This is a genomic window from Cellulosimicrobium sp. TH-20, from assembly GCF_002105775.1.
In the GTDB taxonomy this organism is placed as follows: Bacteria; Actinomycetota; Actinomycetes; order Actinomycetales; family Cellulomonadaceae; genus Cellulosimicrobium; species Cellulosimicrobium funkei.
On the sequence record NZ_CP020857.1, the window covers coordinates 813,338 to 829,022 of the forward strand.

Sequence of the window (15,685 nt, forward strand, 5' to 3'; positions counted from 1 at the left end):
CCGCCGTCGGTCAGGCGAAGCCGAACACGGGCGGGAACACGAGGGCGACGACCGCCGCCCACACCGCGTAGACGGGGAGGAAGCGCGTCTGCCACGCGACGAGGTCGGCGAACGGCCGGCGCCCGCGGAGGAACGCCGTCGCGAGCACGGCCGACCACGCGAGGTGGACGAGCAGCAGGAGGTTGAGCCCGAGCGCCGCCGCCTTGTTCGGGCTCACTCCGAACTCGGCGATGCGCGTGAGCATCGCGGTGAGCGCGACGGCGTCGACGGCGAGCGCCGCGCCGACGAGGACCACCAGGAGCCCGTCGAAGAACGACCCGGGCGCGAGCGGGTCGCGTGCCGAGACGGAGTAGAGGAGCAGGCACAGGACGAGCACGAGGATCGCGTCCATGAGGATGAGCAGCTCGCGGTCGACGGCCGCGAGGTTCCCCGCGGTCGCGAGGACGACGAACGCGGCGAGAAGCATGACGAGCGTCAGCGGAGTGAACACGCGCGTGAGCACGGGCGCGATGTTCTCGACGACGTTCTGCTTGGCCTCGACGAGCCAGGCGGCCACGATGAGCGCCGCCGGGACGCACAGGGTGAGGATCCAGGTGTCGAGGTAGGGCTCGAGGTCGACGCCGGCGAGCGAGAAGACCCCGATCGTCAGGCCGAGCAGCACCGCGCCCCCGAGCGCGATGAGCGTGTAGTACACGGCGAGCTCGCCCGTGAACCGCACGAAGTCCATGCGGCGCGCGTCCGAGCGCCACCGCCCGCCCACGTAGGCGAGCCCGACGACGGACCACAGCGTCACCGGGGCGGCGAGCGCTGCGAGGACGAACGTCGCGTCCGTGGGCGCGAACGGGTACACGTTGAGCACGACGCCCAGCACGACGAACGGCACGACGAGCGCGCCGACGACGCGCAGCGTGACCTGGCGCTTCCACGCGAGGTAGGCCGTGAGGAACGGCAGCACGAGGAGCCCGACGTTGAGGCCGACCGTCTCCCAGGGCAGGAGCACGGTCGCGACCTTGACGGTGACGCCCACCGCGACGGCGAGCCCCAGCACGACCGCGAGCTCGCGCCACGAGCGGGTGCGGCCCGGCTGCTGGCCCACGAGGACGAGCTGCTTCCACAGACGCTCGGAGTGCTCCTGCGCGAACTCGCGCGACAGGTCGTCGAGCGTGCCCATGCGCTTGACGGCGACGAGGAAGGCCTCGTCGTCGTCGAGGCCCGTCGCGCGCAGGTCCTCGACCCGCTCGCGCAGGTGGTCCTCCATCTCGTCGACGTCCGCCGCGGAGATCGCCTCCCGGCGCCGGACGTACCCGCGCCACTGGTCGATCTGCGCCTCGAGCGCGGCGTGCGGGCCGGGGCTCGCGGCGCCGGCCGGCGCGGTCGCGGCGCCCATCAGGCCCACCCCTCCGCGACGCGCGGCGGGCTCTGCAGCCCGTCCTGGGCGGAGCGCCACACCTGCTGGAGCGCGTGCGCGACGACGTCCCACTGCGCCTGGCGCTCGACGAGCGCCTCGCGCCCCGCGGCCGTGATCGCGTAGTGCTTGCGGCGCCGGCCGACGTCGGACGTGCCCCAGGACGCCTCGACGAGCCCGAGGCGCTCCAGCCGGTGCAGCAGCGGGTAGAGCATGCCGTCGGTCCACTGCATCCGGCCGCCCGAGAGCTCGTCCACACGCTTGAGGATCGCGTAGCCGTAGGACTCGCCGTCGGCGAGGATCCCGAGCACGAGCGGGGTGGCCGAGGCGGCCACGAGGTCCTTGTCGATACGCATAACGCTCCTATGCCTAGTTGTTCTAGGGGCTATGACCCTAGCAGATCTAGGGTTGGCTTCGGCGGCCTCGCCCGGCGCTACGGTGACGCGATGGACGCCGCGACCCACGCCCGCCTCGTGCGAGCGCACCTCGACGCCGCGACGCCGGAGGCCGTGCGCCGCCTGCGCGCCGTCGTCGACGCGCTCCCGGACCGCGCGGAGGAGATCGTCGTCACCGTCTTCCCCGACCAGGACGGCGAGGGCACGTTCGACGTCGTCGTGTCGCTCGACGGCCCCGACGCCGCCGTGCTCGACCGCGCGATCGCGCCGCACCGCACGCTGTTCGAGGTCGTGCAGGGCGAGGACGGCCCCGTCCCGGACGTGCCGCTCGTCGCGCCCGGCCGCGAGCCGTACGACGCGCGCGACGTCGTCGTCGACACCGCCGCCGACTGGGTCGTGGACGTGTGGGACGCCGCAGCGCGCGGCAGGTCGCGCGTGCGGGGCGTGGCGGACGGGCACGACGGCCACGGCACCTCCGTGCCGCGCGCGCTCGCGCCGTGAGCGGGGGAGCCGGGCCACGCGTGGTCGCCGGGGGCGACCCCCGGAGGCGCCGCCTGGAGGAAGAGCAAGGGCCGGGAATGCGAAAGTCCCGGTCAGGGACGACCTGACCGGGACCTCGTCACGTGCGCGAGGGGGGAGTTGAACCCCCACGCCCTTTCGGGCACACGGACCTGAACCGTGCGCGTCTGCCTATTCCGCCACTCGCGCGTGCCGCAGAAGACTAGCACGGCGCGGGCGACCGACCGGCACCGCGCCGTCCTGCGTGACGCCCGCCACCCGGACGCACCGCGGCGCGGCCCCGTCGCCGACCACGACCTTCGTCGCCCTCGAGCACGTCGTCGCTCCCGGGAAGAGCGGCGGGACGACGGCAACCTCGTGCTCGGCGGGGGAGCGGACGCCCGACGTTCACACGCTCCGCCACGAAAGCGCCACATCCGTCCGGTAATCGTCCGACGAAACGGGCCTCCTGGTCCGACGCGATCGATACGATCTAGGTAGTCTGCCCGGACGCGGGTGCGCGGGGGGCCACCGGGGAAGGGTGCCGGCAGAGCAGACGAGATCCGCGCGGCGTGAGCCGCGGCACGAGCGAGCACGAGGGAGGAGGTGGCATGGGAGTCCTGGACCGCTTCGAGAAGGGCGTCGAGCGCGTCGTGAACAACGCGTTCGCGAAGGTCGGGCGCAGCGAGGTCAAGCCCGTCGAGCTCGCGAGCGCGCTGCGGCGCGAGGTCGACGACCGCGCCGCCGTCGTCGACCGCGAGCGCACGGTCGTGCCCAACGAGTTCACCATCGAGCTGTCGGTGGACGACTTCGGCCAGGTCGAGGGGTGGGGCGCGGAGACGCTCGCCGACGAGCTGGCGTCGAACGTCACCCAGTACGCCGCGTCGCAGCACTACGCGTTCGTCGGCCCCGTGAGCGTGAGCTTCGAGCAGAACGACACGCTCGACGTCGGCCGCTTCCAGCTGCGCTCGGCGAGCGTGCGCGGCAACGTCGCCCCCGCCACGACGGCGTCCCCGAGCACGCGCCACCCGCTCGTCGACATCGACGGGCAGCGCTACCTGCTCACCGGCCCGGTCACGGTGATCGGCCGCGGCTCGGAGGCCGACATCGTCGTCGACGACCCTGGCGTCTCGCGGCGCCACCTGGAGATCCGCGTGACCCCGGAGGGTGTGATCGCGACGGATCTCGGCTCCACGAACGGGCTGTTCGTCGAGGGGCACCAGGTGCCGGCCGCGACGCTGCTCGACGGGAACTCCCTGACGATCGGCCGGACCCGCATCATGTTCTGGACCGGCGCGTCCGACAACGAGGAGTGGTGATCCGGCCCGCATGACCGATCTCACGTTCACCCTGCTCCGGCTGGGCTACCTGGTGCTGCTCTGGGTGTTCGTGCTCTCCGCGATCGGGGTGCTACGTCGGGACCTGTACGGCACGAAGATCACGCCGCGCCGCGGCAAGAAGGGCGGTCCGGCCCCGGCCGCCCGCCCGACGTCGGGCCCCACCCCCGCCGCCCCGGAGCCGTCGCGGCCCGCCGCGCCCGCGGGACCGTCGCGGCTCGTCGTCACCGCCGGCCCGCTGACCGGCACGACGATCCCGCTCACGACATCGTCGATCCTCATCGGCCGCGCGCCGAGCTGCACGCTCGTCCTCGACGACGACTACTCGTCGTCGCGCCACGCCCGCATCTTCCCGCAGCACGGGTCCTGGTTCGTCGAGGACCTGGGCTCCACGAACGGCACCTACGTCGAGGACCAGCGGATCGCCCAGGTCACCCCCCTGGGCCCGGGGACGCGGGTGCGGATCGGTCAGTCCGTCGTCGAGCTGCAGAGGTAGCCCGCAGTGAACATCGCCCTGCGCTACGCCGCGCGCTCCGACGTCGGGCTCGTGCGCTCCAACAACCAGGACTCCGGCTACGCGGGCCCGCACCTGCTCGTCGTCGCGGACGGCATGGGCGGCCACGCGGGGGGCGACGTCGCGTCGTCCATCGCGATCGCCGCGCTCGCCCCGCTCGACGGCGAGTCGCACGGCCCGGACGACGCGCTGGCCGAGCTCGAGCGCTCGATCGACCACGCCCGCCAGGACCTCGTGGACCGCAGCGTGACCGACCCCGAGCTGGTCGGCATGGGTACCACCGTCACCGCGATCCTGCGCGCGGGCAACAAGCTCGCCATGGCGCACCTCGGCGACTCGCGCGCCTACCTGCTGCGCGACGGCGAGCTCAACCAGGTCACGACCGACCACACGTTCGTCCAGCACCTCGTCGACACGGGGCGCATCTCGGCGGACGAGGCGGAGACCCACCCCCAGCGCAACGTCGTCATGCGCGTGCTGGGTGACTTCGACATCGACCTCACGCCGGACATGTCCGTGCGCGAGGCGAAGCCGGGCGACCGCTGGCTCCTGTGCTCGGACGGCCTGTCCGGGTTCGTCAGCCAGGAGACCATCGCGCAGACGCTCGCCGACACGGACGACGTCGACGCGTGCGCCGACCACCTGCTCCAGCTCGCGTTGCGCGCGGGCAGCACGGACAACGTGACGGTCGTCGTCGCGGACGTCGTGGACGTCGACGCCCTGCCCGACGGCGGGGCCCCCGGCACGGGCGCGCAGGTCGTCGGGTCGGCGGCGATCGACCGCGACGCCCCGACGTCGGCCGCGGACGGCCCGGCGGCCCGCGCGGCCGCGCTCATGGCGAGCACGAAGACGACCGCCCCGGCCGAGGACCCGGACGCCGACGCGGCGGACGAGGACGGCACGGAGGGTCGCACCATCGCCGAGGGCTCTGGCGACGACGAGGACGACGTGCGCCCGGGTCGCGCGCCCCGGCGCTGGGTCACCGTGGTCGCGATCCTGCTCGTGGTCGCGGGCCTCGGCGTCGCCGGCTGGGCGGGCTACCGCTGGACGCAGTCGCAGTACTACGTGGGCGTCGCCGACGGCCAGGTCGCGGTGTTCCGCGGCATCCCCGAGAACGCGGGCCCGGTCACGCTGTCGACCCCGATCGAGCTCACGGGGACGCGCGTCGACGACCTGCCGGGCTACGTCGTCGACCGCCTGGAGACCACGATCCCCGCGCAGTCGCTCGAGGACGCCCGCGCCCGCGCCGAGCGGCTGGTCGCCGAGGCCACGGAGGACACCACCGAGACCCCCGCGACCGACGGCTCGACCGAACCGCCCGCGGACGGGACCGTCGACGGCGCGACGACGGGGACGCCGGAGGCCGACGCGCCGGACGTGACCCCGGCGCCCGCCGACGGCGCCGGCTCGGGGGCCTGATGGCCACGGTGGAGACCACCGAGGTGCGCCCCGGCCGGGGCGCGGAGCTCGGTCTGCTCGTCCTCGCGCTCGCGCTGGGCATCGGGGCGTACGCGCTCGTGGGTCTGCAGCTCACGGGCGAGCTCCCGGGCCGCTTCTACGTGTACAGCATCGGCACGGTGGTGCTCGCGGGCGCCGCGCACGTGCTGCTGCGGTTCAAGGCGCCGTACGCGGACCCGGTGATCCTGCCGATCGCCGTCGCGCTCAACGGCATCGGCCTCGCCATGATCTTCCGCCTCGACCTGGGCTCGCAGGTCACGGGCGGCGAGCAGGACCTCGCGCCCCGCCAGCTCCAGTGGACGGCGCTCGGCATCCTCTGCGCGTTCGCCCTCGTCTGGTTCCTGCGCGACCACCGGACCCTGCGCCGCTACACCTACACCGCGATGATCGCGGGCATCGTGCTCGTCGCGCTGCCGCTCGTCCCGGGCCTGGGCACCCGCATCAACGGCGCCCAGATCTGGATCAACCTGTTCGGCTTCTCGCTCCAGCCGGCCGAGTTCGCCAAGGTCGCGTTCGCGATCTTCTTCGCGGGGTACCTCGTGACGAACCGCGACACGCTCGCGCTCGCCGGCCCCCGCGTGCTCGGCCTCCAGCTCCCGCGCCTGCGCGACCTCGGGCCGATCATCATCGTCTGGCTCGTCTCGCTCGCGATCCTCGTGTTCGAGCGCGACCTCGGGACCTCGCTCCTGTTCTTCGGCCTGTTCGTCGCGATGCTCTACATCGCGACCGAGCGCGTGAGCTGGGTCGTCATCGGTCTGCTCCTCATCGCGGTCGGCGCAGTGCTCGCGGCGTCGACGTTCGGGCACGTGCAGGCGCGCGTCGACGTGTGGCTGCACCCGTTCGACCCGGAGATCTTCGGCCGCAAGGTCGGCGGGTCCGGCCAGCTCGTGGGCGGCCTGTTCTCGCTCGGCAACGGCGGCCTCTTCGGCACGGGCTGGGGCGCCGGTTACCCCCGCACGGTCCCGTACGCGTTCTCCGACTTCATCTACGCGTCGCTCGGCGAGGAGCTCGGCCTCACGGGCCTCATCGGCATCCTGCTCGCGTACCTCGTCCTCGTGGAGCGCGGCCTGCGCACCGCGATCGGCGTGCGCGACGGGTTCGGCAAGCTGCTCGCGGGCGGTCTCGCGTTCGTCATGGCGTGGCAGCTCTTCGTCGTGGTCGGCGGGATCACGCGGATCATCCCGCTCACCGGCCTGACCATGCCGTTCGTCGCCCAGGGCGGGTCGTCGCTCCTCGCGAACTGGCTCGTCGTCGGGCTGCTCCTGCGCATCTCGGACGACGCGCGGCGCCCCTCCTCCCTGCCCGTGCGCGGGCAGGTCGCGCCCGGCGGGGCGCGCAGCCGCACGGACTCCGACCCGGTCGCGGTCGTGGGCGGCGGCGCGGCCGTGGGCGCCCTGCCCGACGACGCCCCCACCACGGTCGGCGCGCCCGCCGTCCCCGGTCCGTCCACGGGCCCCGCGCGCGCGACGACGGGCGTCCAGCCCGCCGTCGGCCGCACCGGGGAGGTCCCCGACCACCCGGACGACCTGCGGACCGAGGTCGTGCAGCGCCCGGACGCGGGTGCCGAGACCGACCGTGACCCCTGGGGAGGAGCCCGGTGAACGTCCCCCTGCGTCGCGTCGCGACCGTCGTCCTCGTGATGTTCCTCGCGCTCATGGTGTCGACGACGTACATCCAGTTCGTCCAGGCCGACTCGCTCAACAACGACTCGCGCAACGCCCGCACGATCTACCGCGAGTACAACAAGTTCCGCGGCCCGATCGTCGTCGCGGGTGACGCCATCGCGTCCTCGACGCCGGTGGACGACGCGTTCGGCTTCCAGCGCCAGTACTCCAACGGCCCGCTCTACGCGCCCGTCTCCGGCTTCCTGTCGCTCACCAACGGGCGCACGGAGATCGAGGACAAGGAGAACGACTACCTCAACGGTGAGGCGAGCTCGCTGTGGCTCGACCGCCTGAGCGCGCTCTTCACGGGGCAGCAGCCGCAGGGCGCGTCCGTCGAGCTGACCATCGACCCGGCGGCCCAGCAGGCCGCGTGGGACGCGCTGGGGGACCAGCGCGGCGCCGTCGTCGCGATCGAGCCCAAGACGGGCCGGGTCCTCGCGCTCGTGTCGAAGCCGAGCTACGACCCGAACGAGCTCGCGACGCACGACACCGCCCTCGCGCGCCAGCGCTACCAGGAGCTGCTCAACGCCGAGGGCAACCCGATGTCGAACCGGGCCATCCGCGGCAACACGTACCCGCCGGGCTCGACGTTCAAGATCGTCACCTCCGCCGCGGCGCTCGAGAGCGGGCAGTACACGCCCGAGACCGTGATCCCGGCCCCGGACGAGCTGCCGTACCCCCAGTCGACCCAGACGATGAAGAACTTCGGCGGCACGCGCTGCTCGCCCACGGGCGAGATGACCCTCGCGGACGCGCTGCGCATCTCGTGCAACACCGCGTTCGGCGACCTGGCGATGACCCTGGGCGAGGACGCGATGCGCGACCAGGCCGAGGACTTCGGCTTCGACGCCTCGCTCGAGATCCCCATGGACGTCACGCCGAGCCGCTTCCCCGCCGAGGGCACGCCGGGCGCCGACGCCGCCGGGATCGCGCGTGCCGGCATCGGCCAGGGCGAGGTCAAGGTCACGCCGCTCCAGATGGCGATGGTCGCCGCCGCGATCGCGAACGACGGCGTGCAGATGGCCCCGTACACCGTCGAGACGATCCGCAACCCCGACCTCGACGTCGTCCGGCAGTCGGAGCCGCGCCGTCTGCGCACCTCGGTCTCCCCGTCGACCGCCGAGCAGCTCACCCAGATGATGGTGGGCGTCGTGCAGAACGGCTCCGGGAAGTCCGCGCAGATCCCGGGCGTGCAGGTCGCGGGCAAGACGGGCACCGCCGAGACGGGCGGCGAAGCCGCGCCGCACGCGTGGTTCACGAGCTTCGCCCCGGCCGACGACCCGCAGGTCGCGGTCGCGGTCATCGTCGAGAACGGCGGCTCGATGGGCAACGAGGCGACGGGCGGCGCGATCGCCGCGCCGATCGCCCGCGCCGTCATGGAGGCGGTGTTGAACGGATGAAGCCGGTCCGGGGGCTGACGCTCGGCAACCGCTACCGCCTCGTGCGGCGCATCGCCGTCGGCGGCATGGGCGAGGTGTGGGTCGCGGCCGACGACGCGCTCGGCCGCGAGGTCGCGGTCAAGGTCCTGCGGAGCGAGTACGCGGGCAACGAGGACTTCCTCAACCGGCTGCGCACCGAGGCCCGCAACAGCGCGGCGCTCTCGCACCCCAACATCGCGCAGATGTACGACTACGGCGAGACGAACGGCTCCGGGTACCTCGTCATGGAGCTCGTCGTGGGCGAGCCCATGGCGGACCTGCTGGAGCGCGAGCCGGTGCTCCCGCCCGCGCGGCTCCTGCCGATCCTCGCGCAGACCGCCCGGGCGCTGCACGCCGCCCACCTGTCCGGCGTCGTGCACCGGGACGTCAAGCCCGGCAACATCCTCATCGACCGCTCCGGCACGGTGAAGATCACCGACTTCGGTGTCTCGCTCGCGGCCAACCAGGTCCCGATGACCGCGACGGGCATGGTCATGGGCACGGCCCAGTACCTCTCGCCCGAGCAGGCCGTCGGCCAGGCCGCCACCGGCGCCTCGGACATCTACGCGCTCGGCATCGTCGCGTACGAGTCCATCGCGGGGAACCGTCCGTTCACGGGGTCCACGCCGGTGGACATCGCGGTCGCGCACGTCAACGAGCCGGTGCCGCCGCTGCCCACGTCGGTCGACCCGGAGCTCGGCGAGCTCGTCATGGTCATGCTCGCCAAGGACCCGCTCGCGCGGCCCCACCCGGCCGACGCGCTCGCACGCGTCTTCGAGGGCATCGCCGCGCGCCTCGCGAGCGACCCCTGGTCCGCCCGCACGGGGGCGCCGGCCCCCACGCGCCGCGCGCGCCGGGCCCGCACCACCGCCGACGACGTCCCCGCGCCCGAGCCGGACCCGGCACCCGTCATCACGCCGCTCGTCATCCCGGCCGCGGTGCGCGACCCGCACGCGCCCGACCCGGCGAACCCGTGGGTCGCCCCCGAGCCGCGCCGCGCCGCGCACGCGGAGGTGCCGCCGTCGGCCGCGACGCCCCCCGGGCCGCCCGACGACGACGCCACCCGCGTCCGCCCGCTCGGCCGGCACGGCGGGACGGTCCCGGAGACCGCCGAGCCCGTCCCGGCACCGCCCGGACCGGACGACGCCGCGCCCGGCCCGGCCCTCCCGTGGGAGCGCCCCGTCCCCACGGCCCCGGCGGACGACCCGGCCGCCCCGCGGTCGTACCCGCCGCGCCGCGAGATGCACGGTCCGACGCGCTCCTCACGACGGCCGCAGCCCACCCGCGCGGGCACGCGCCCGGCCGGCGCGGCCGGGGGCTCGACGCGCGCCGAGCCCGTCGCCCCGGCGACCCGCGCCGAGGCCCGCCGTCAGTCGCAGTCGGCACCCGTGCCCTCGCGCTCCGCGGGGCGCCGCACGTCGACCACGACGGGCCGCCGCCTGGGAGGCCTGCCCAACGGCCTGACCTGGCCGCTCGTCGCCCTCCTGGGTCTCCTGCTCGTGCTGGTGATCGCGACGATCGCCACGCTCGGGGACCGGGACGGCGACGGCGGCGACGCCGCCCCCGTGCGGGGCGCGGAGACCTCCGTCGAGGTCGCCGTGCCCGACGCCGAGACGCTCCCCGGACGGGTGACATCGTGACGACATCGTGGTGTTCCCCGCGTGGCCGCAGGGTCGCGGGTGGGATGATTGCGCCAGCTGTGCCGTGGGCGGACGCGCCCACGGCTCCGACGACACCGAAGGACGAATGAGTGGTGGACAACGCTCCCCGAGTGCTTGCCGGGCGCTACCAGGTCGGTGAGCTCATCGGCCGTGGTGGCATGGCCGAGGTGCACATCGGGCACGACAACCGCCTCGGTCGTACCGTCGCGATCAAGATCCTGCGCTCCGACCTCGCGCGCGACCCGTCGTTCCTCGCGCGCTTCCGTCGCGAGGCGCAGGCAGCGGCCTCCCTGAACCACCCGGCCATCGTCGCGGTCTACGACACGGGCGAGGACGTGCACGAGGACGCCACCAGCAACGCGGTGCACGTCCCGTTCATCGTCATGGAGTACGTCGAGGGCCACACCGTGCGGGACATCCTGCGCGACGGTCAGGCCGTGCCCATCGACGAGGCGGTCGAGATCACGGCGGGCGTCCTCGCGGCGCTCGAGTACTCGCACCACGCCGGGATCGTCCACCGCGACATCAAGCCCGCCAACGTGATGATCACGCCGACGGGCGCGGTGAAGGTCATGGACTTCGGCATCGCCCGCGCGGTCGCCGACTCCGCGGCCACCATGACCCAGACGCAGGCCGTCATCGGCACCGCGCAGTACCTCTCCCCGGAGCAGGCGCGCGGCGAGACGGTCGACGCGCGCTCCGACCTGTACTCGACCGGCTGCCTGCTCTACGAGCTGCTCACGGGGCGCCCGCCGTTCATCGGCGACTCGCCCGTCGCAGTGGCCTACCAGCACGTGCGCGAGGCGCCCGCAACGCCGAGCGCGATCGCTCCCGACGTGCCCGAGGTGCTCGACCGCATCACGCTCAAGGCGCTCGCGAAGGACCGCACGGCGCGCTACTCGAGCGCCGCCGAGTTCCGGGCCGACCTGGAGAACGCCGTGCGCGGCGGGTCGATCACGGCCCCGGCGCTCGGGGTCGCGGCCGCCGCCGCCGGCCTCGGTGCCGCCGCCGCGGCCGCCGACCTCCAGCCGACGATGGTCGAGTCCGCGACGCAGGTCATGGCACCGGCCGCCGCGGCGGCGAACCCCTGGGCGACCAGCGCGGCGCCCGCCGTCCCGCCGGGGGAGCAGCCGCCCGGCGAGGACGACGAGCAGCCCAAGAGCCGCAAGGGCCTCATGTGGACGCTCATCGCGGTCGGCGTGCTCGCCATCGCGGCGATCGTGACGATGCTGCTCATCAACCAGAACAAGGACGTCGAGCCGGAGCTCGTCACCGTGCCGACGGTCCAGGCGGGCATGACCCAGGAGGAGGCCGCCGCACTCTTCGACGGCCTGGACCTCGAGTTCAACCCGCTCCTCGAGGAGAACTCCGACGTCCCGGAGGGCGAGTTCATCCGCCAGAGCCCCGCCGGTGACGCCCAGGTCGACCCGGGCACCTCGGTCGACGTCTGGTTCTCGACCGGTCCCGACGCCGTCACCATCCAGGACCTCAAGGGCAAGACGCAGGAGGAGGCCCGGCAGTACCTCTCCGACGCCGGGCTCAACGTCGGCGACGTCAACACGGAGGACTCGCCGGACGTCCCGAAGGGCGCGGTGACGAAGACCGACCCCGGCGCCGGCCAGTCCGTGCCGGCGGGCTCGACGGTCAACCTGTTCGTGTCGAGCGGCCTCGTCGCCCTCCCGGACGTCACGGGCCAGCAGTTCGACGCCGCGAAGTCGACCGTCGAGGCGCTCGGCCTGAAGGTCGACCGCAGCGAGGAGGAGTCCGACGAGCCGGAGAACCAGGTCCTCTCGCAGCAGCCCAACGCGGGCAGCGTCCCGCAGGGGTCGACCGTGACCCTCAAGGTCGCCATCCCGCGCTCGGCGGAGACGACGACGGTGCCGACGAACCTCGCCGGCATGACCGAGCAGCAGGCCCTCGAGGCGCTGGGCGGTGCCGGGCTCGTCCCCGGGGCACGGCAGACCCAGGAGTCCGAGCAGTGGCCGGCGGGCACGGTCATCGGCTCCGACCCGCGGGGCGGGACCGAGCTCGAGGTCGGCTCAGAGGTGCGCCTCATCGTCTCGACCGGTCCCGGACCGTCGAACGGCGGCGGCGACAACGGCGGCGGGAACAACGGCGGCGGCAACGGGAACGGCGGGGGCAACGGCGGGGACGGCGAGGGCTGACCCACCGCCCCCGGGCCGTCCACGACGACGGGCCCTCACCTCCACGGAGGTGAGGGCCCGTCGTCGTGCGGGGCGTCCGAGGGCGGCAGACCGGGGCCGGTGCCGCGCGGTGCTCGCTACTGGCGCACGAGCGGGGCCATGCCCGCGGAGCGCTCGACGGCGCCCTCCAGGCCGCACGCCTCGAGCCAGTTCGCGAGCAGGCGGTGGCCACCCTCGGTGAGCACGGACTCCGGGTGGAACTGGACCCCGTGCAGCGGCAGGTCCTTGTGCTGGAGGCCCATGATGACGCCCCCGGCGGTCGTCGCCGTCACCTCGAGCTCCGCGGGCACGGTGTCGCTCACGACGGCGAGCGAGTGGTACCGCGTCGCGGTGAACGGGTGGGGGAGGCCCGCGAGCACGCCCTCGCCCTCGTGCTCCACGAGGCTCGTCTTGCCGTGCATGAGCTCGGGCGCGTGCGTGACCGTCGCGCCGTATACCTCGGCGAGGGCCTGGTGGCCCAGGCACACGCCGAGCATCGGCGTGCGCGACGCGGCGCACGTGCGGATCACGTGCTCGCTCTGCCCGGCCTCCTTCGGCGTGCCGGGCCCGGGGGAGACGAGGACGCCGTCGAACACGGTGCCGTCCGCGTCGCGGAAGCGACCGTCGGCGTCGGGCTCCGGCACCGCGTCGTTGCGCACGACGACGGTCTGCGCGCCCAGCTGGTCGAGGTAGCCGACGATCGTGTAGACGAACGAGTCGTAGTTGTCCACGACGAGGATGCGGGTCGGGTGGGTCATCGCGGGGCCTCCACGGACACTGCGCCGGCGGCGTCGGTCTGGATGTTGGGGTCGTTGAACGGCATGTACTCGGACACGAGCGGGAACAGCCACTCGAAGCACGCGAGCACGACGGCGGCCGCGAGGACGAGCAGGATCAGCACCCGCAGCCACGCCGGGCCGGGCAGCACGCGCCACAGCGCCCCGTACATCACGAGCCTCCTTCGGCGGCGGGAGCGGTCTGGCCGACGAGCTCCGGCGGCGTGCCGTCCTCGACGGGCATCCAGTAGTCGAACTTCGCGTTGACGATGTACCGCGCGACGAGCGAGTTGAGGCCGATCGGGTGGCACGTCGTCAGCGTGAGGTACCGCTCGGCGGGCTCGACGCCGGGCTGCCACGGGACGGGCGCGATCGCCTCGACCTGGTCGGGCTTCACGGCCTGCATGTGGTCGACGCGGTAGACGTACCACGTGCCGTCGGCCTCGACGACGATCGGGTCGCCGATCTCGAGCTCCTCGACGTCGTGGAAGATCTTGCCGTACGTCTGCCGGTGCCCGGCGAGGGAGAAGTTCCCGACGGCGCCCGGCATGACGGTCTCGGGGTAGTGCCCGGCCATCGCCTGGTCGAGGATCGACCGCTTGTCGGTGCCCTCCGCGATCGGCATCATCTTGCCGTCCCAGCGCGGCACGTAGAGCGTGCCCCACACCTCGCCGAGCGCGGGCGCGGCGGGGACGGGCGGGTCGTCGCGCAGGATCGTCGTGCCGACGTCCGCGGCGTCCGGCGTCGGCGCCTGGATCTCCTCGAGGACCTGCGCCTGGACGCGGTCCGCCTGGACGTCCGTCCACCACAGCTGCCAGACGACGTACAGGCCGAGCAGGATCCCCAGCGTGATGAGCAGCTCGCCGAGCACCCCCACGACGGCGGACACCGGACCGCGACCCGAGCCGCGGTGCCCCGCGTGGCGGACCGGTGCGGGGGTCGTCGCGGTCACGACGCCACCGCGTCGGACGGGCGCGCGTAGCGGAGCTCGAGCGCCCCCTGGTAGCCCGGCATCTCGATGTCGCTCTCGTCCTCGACCGACCAGCCGAGGTTCACCGCGTCGACGTACTCCTTGTACACCTGGACGCCCGGCGAGCGGTCGAGCGCGTCGCGCAGGGCCTCGGGGTCACCCACGGCCTCCACGACGTAGGGCGGGGAGTACACGCGGCCGTGCAGCAGCAGGATGTTGCCCGCGCAGCGGAACGCCGACGTCGCCGTGACGCGCTGCCCCTGGAGCGTCATCGCCTCGGCACCGCCCGCCCACAGCGCGTTGACGACGGACTGGATGTCCTGCTGGTGCACGACGAGGTCGTCGGGACGGATCCCCGCCGGGTAGCTGCCCTCCGGGGGCGCGTCGTCGAGCGTCACGGAGACGCCGGCGCCCTCGACGGGCGTCGTCCCCGCGGCGACGGCGGTGCGCGCCGCGAGGTCGGGGTCGACGCCGGTGGGCGCGTCCCCGGTCTGCGACAGGTCCGCGACCTCCGCCGTCAGGGCGTCGACCTGCGTCGCGAGGTCGGCCACGCGGTCGGACTCGCGGTCGACGAGCTGCGCGAGGTTCTCCGGGTGCCGGGACTCGTCGCCGCGCGCGAGGCGCGCGTTCGCCGTGAACATGACCCCGGCGAGCGCGAGGACGAGCGCGACCGTCACGGCGGACCGGACGCGACGCGCGCGCGGCGTGCCGCCCGGGGCGGACGACGGCCCCTCGGCGGGGTCGTCCGGGCCCGTGGCGCCAGGGTCCGTGGTGCTCACGCGACCGTCTCCTTCCTGGGGGCGGACGAGGTCGTCGACCGGTTCGGCGTCGTGCGTCGGCGTGGTGCGTCGGCGTCGTGGACTGCGTGGTGCTGAGGTCGTGCGCGGCACACCTCGCGGCACGTCCTCCGCGCGCGGTGTCCGTGCCTATTGTGTGCGCCCACTACGCTAGTCGACGAACGTCGTCCACGATCGTGACGGACCTGTGCTCCGGCAGAGCCTCGCGGCGCGTCGACGACCTTCGCCCGACCCATGCACGGTTCCTGCACGACGACGGCAGGCGTCCGCTCCCGCGGTGCGTCCCGGCGCCGGCGCAGCGAGCCCCACCAGGACAGGAGCCCACCCTCGTGCCCGAGTCGAAGTCGCGCAAGAAGCCCAAGCCGCAGCGTCCGCCGAGCGTGCCGAAGCCCGAGACGGGCAACCCGCGCTGGCTCGTGCCCACGATGCTCGGGCTCATGCTCGTCGGGCTCGCGTGGATCGTGCTGTTCTACCTCAGCGGTCCGAAGCAGCTCCCCGTCCCGCCGCTCGGTGCATGGAACCTCGGGGTCGGCTTCGCCTTCATCATCGCGGGCTTCGCGCTCACGACGCGCTGGAAGTAGCCGCGCACCGGGCGGGGCCTGGGCCCCG

Annotated in this window: 15 protein-coding genes and 1 tRNA gene; 9 read left to right on the plus strand and 7 right to left on the minus strand. The window is 73.8% G+C overall.

Translation table 11 applies throughout. The features are described from left to right. Positions 1–10 precede the first annotated feature (10 nt). Positions 11–1,387: a permease prefix domain 1-containing protein gene (locus tag B8281_RS03695; protein WP_085388591.1), complete on the minus strand. Its 1,377-nt coding sequence runs from the start codon at positions 1,385–1,387 to the stop codon at positions 11–13. Next, positions 1,387–1,761 carry a PadR family transcriptional regulator gene (locus B8281_RS03700; RefSeq protein WP_024841614.1) on the minus strand — a complete coding sequence of 125 codons (375 nt, stop codon included), beginning with the start codon at positions 1,759–1,761 and terminating at the stop codon, positions 1,387–1,389. The genes B8281_RS03695 and B8281_RS03700 overlap by 1 nt, the downstream gene beginning before the upstream one ends. A 90-nt stretch (positions 1,762–1,851) precedes the next feature. Between B8281_RS03700 and B8281_RS03705 the strand changes: the two genes are divergently transcribed. Further along, a complete protein-coding gene (locus B8281_RS03705; protein ID WP_085386954.1) occupies positions 1,852–2,301 on the plus strand; it encodes a DUF6389 family protein in 450 nt (149 codons plus the stop codon). A 123-nt stretch (positions 2,302–2,424) separates the two neighbouring features. Here B8281_RS03705 and B8281_RS03710 read toward each other — a convergent pair. Beyond that, positions 2,425–2,508: transfer RNA gene (locus B8281_RS03710), tRNA-Leu, on the minus strand. A 401-nt stretch (positions 2,509–2,909) separates the two neighbouring features. Between B8281_RS03710 and B8281_RS03720 the strand changes: the two genes are divergently transcribed. The 7 genes from B8281_RS03720 (at position 2,910) to pknB (ending at position 12,515) form a co-directional block, all read left to right on the plus strand. Continuing rightward, positions 2,910–3,617 (plus strand): DUF3662 and FHA domain-containing protein, encoded by a 708-nt coding sequence (locus B8281_RS03720; RefSeq protein ID WP_021480387.1) that lies wholly within the window; start codon positions 2,910–2,912, stop codon positions 3,615–3,617. A 10-nt stretch (positions 3,618–3,627) separates the two neighbouring features. Next, the gene (locus B8281_RS03725) at positions 3,628–4,131 is read left to right on the plus strand and encodes an FHA domain-containing protein (RefSeq protein WP_034652653.1); all 504 of its coding nucleotides are present in this window, start codon (positions 3,628–3,630) and stop codon (positions 4,129–4,131) included. Positions 4,132–4,137: 6 nt separating this feature from the next. Then, on the plus strand, positions 4,138–5,568 hold the full coding sequence (locus B8281_RS03730; protein ID WP_085386956.1) for a Stp1/IreP family PP2C-type Ser/Thr phosphatase: 1,431 nt from the start codon (positions 4,138–4,140) through the stop codon (positions 5,566–5,568). Beyond that, positions 5,568–7,208 carry an FtsW/RodA/SpoVE family cell cycle protein gene (locus tag B8281_RS03735; protein ID WP_085386957.1) on the plus strand — a complete coding sequence of 547 codons (1,641 nt, stop codon included), beginning with the start codon at positions 5,568–5,570 and terminating at the stop codon, positions 7,206–7,208. The genes B8281_RS03730 and B8281_RS03735 overlap by 1 nt, the downstream gene beginning before the upstream one ends. After that, complete coding sequence (locus B8281_RS03740) at positions 7,205–8,671, plus strand: penicillin-binding protein 2 (RefSeq protein ID WP_085386958.1); 1,467 nt, start codon at positions 7,205–7,207, stop codon at positions 8,669–8,671. The genes B8281_RS03735 and B8281_RS03740 overlap by 4 nt, the downstream gene beginning before the upstream one ends. After that, entirely contained in the window at positions 8,668–10,329 is a 1,662-nt protein-coding gene (locus B8281_RS03745; protein WP_085386959.1) for a serine/threonine-protein kinase, read from the plus strand. The genes B8281_RS03740 and B8281_RS03745 overlap by 4 nt, the downstream gene beginning before the upstream one ends. A gap of 110 nt (positions 10,330–10,439) precedes the next feature. Beyond that, positions 10,440–12,515, plus strand: a complete 2,076-nt coding sequence (pknB, locus tag B8281_RS03750; RefSeq protein WP_085386960.1) for a Stk1 family PASTA domain-containing Ser/Thr kinase — start codon at positions 10,440–10,442, stop codon at positions 12,513–12,515. A gap of 116 nt (positions 12,516–12,631) precedes the next feature. On the opposite strand, the gene B8281_RS03755 is transcribed toward pknB, so the two are convergent. Genes B8281_RS03755 through B8281_RS03770 form a run of 4 tightly spaced genes read right to left on the minus strand, consistent with a single transcriptional unit; the run spans position 12,632 to position 15,058 of the window. Beyond that, on the minus strand, positions 12,632–13,291 hold the full coding sequence (locus B8281_RS03755; protein WP_085386961.1) for an aminodeoxychorismate/anthranilate synthase component II: 660 nt from the start codon (positions 13,289–13,291) through the stop codon (positions 12,632–12,634). Further along, positions 13,288–13,482, minus strand: coding sequence for a hypothetical protein (locus tag B8281_RS03760; protein ID WP_021482317.1), 195 nt, complete (start codon positions 13,480–13,482; stop codon positions 13,288–13,290). The genes B8281_RS03755 and B8281_RS03760 overlap by 4 nt, the downstream gene beginning before the upstream one ends. After that, the gene (locus B8281_RS03765) at positions 13,482–14,261 is read right to left on the minus strand and encodes a class E sortase (protein WP_085386962.1); all 780 of its coding nucleotides are present in this window, start codon (positions 14,259–14,261) and stop codon (positions 13,482–13,484) included. Before B8281_RS03765 ends, B8281_RS03760 begins: the two co-directional genes overlap by 1 nt. After that, positions 14,258–15,058, minus strand: a complete 801-nt coding sequence (locus B8281_RS03770) for a DUF881 domain-containing protein (RefSeq protein WP_232322665.1) — start codon at positions 15,056–15,058, stop codon at positions 14,258–14,260. The genes B8281_RS03765 and B8281_RS03770 overlap by 4 nt, the downstream gene beginning before the upstream one ends. Before the next feature lie 347 nt (positions 15,059–15,405). Here B8281_RS03770 and B8281_RS03775 point away from each other — a divergent pair, with 347 nt between their 5' ends. Then, entirely contained in the window at positions 15,406–15,657 is a 252-nt protein-coding gene (locus tag B8281_RS03775; protein ID WP_021483485.1) for a cell division protein CrgA, read from the plus strand. The last annotated feature ends 28 nt before the right edge of the window (positions 15,658–15,685 follow it).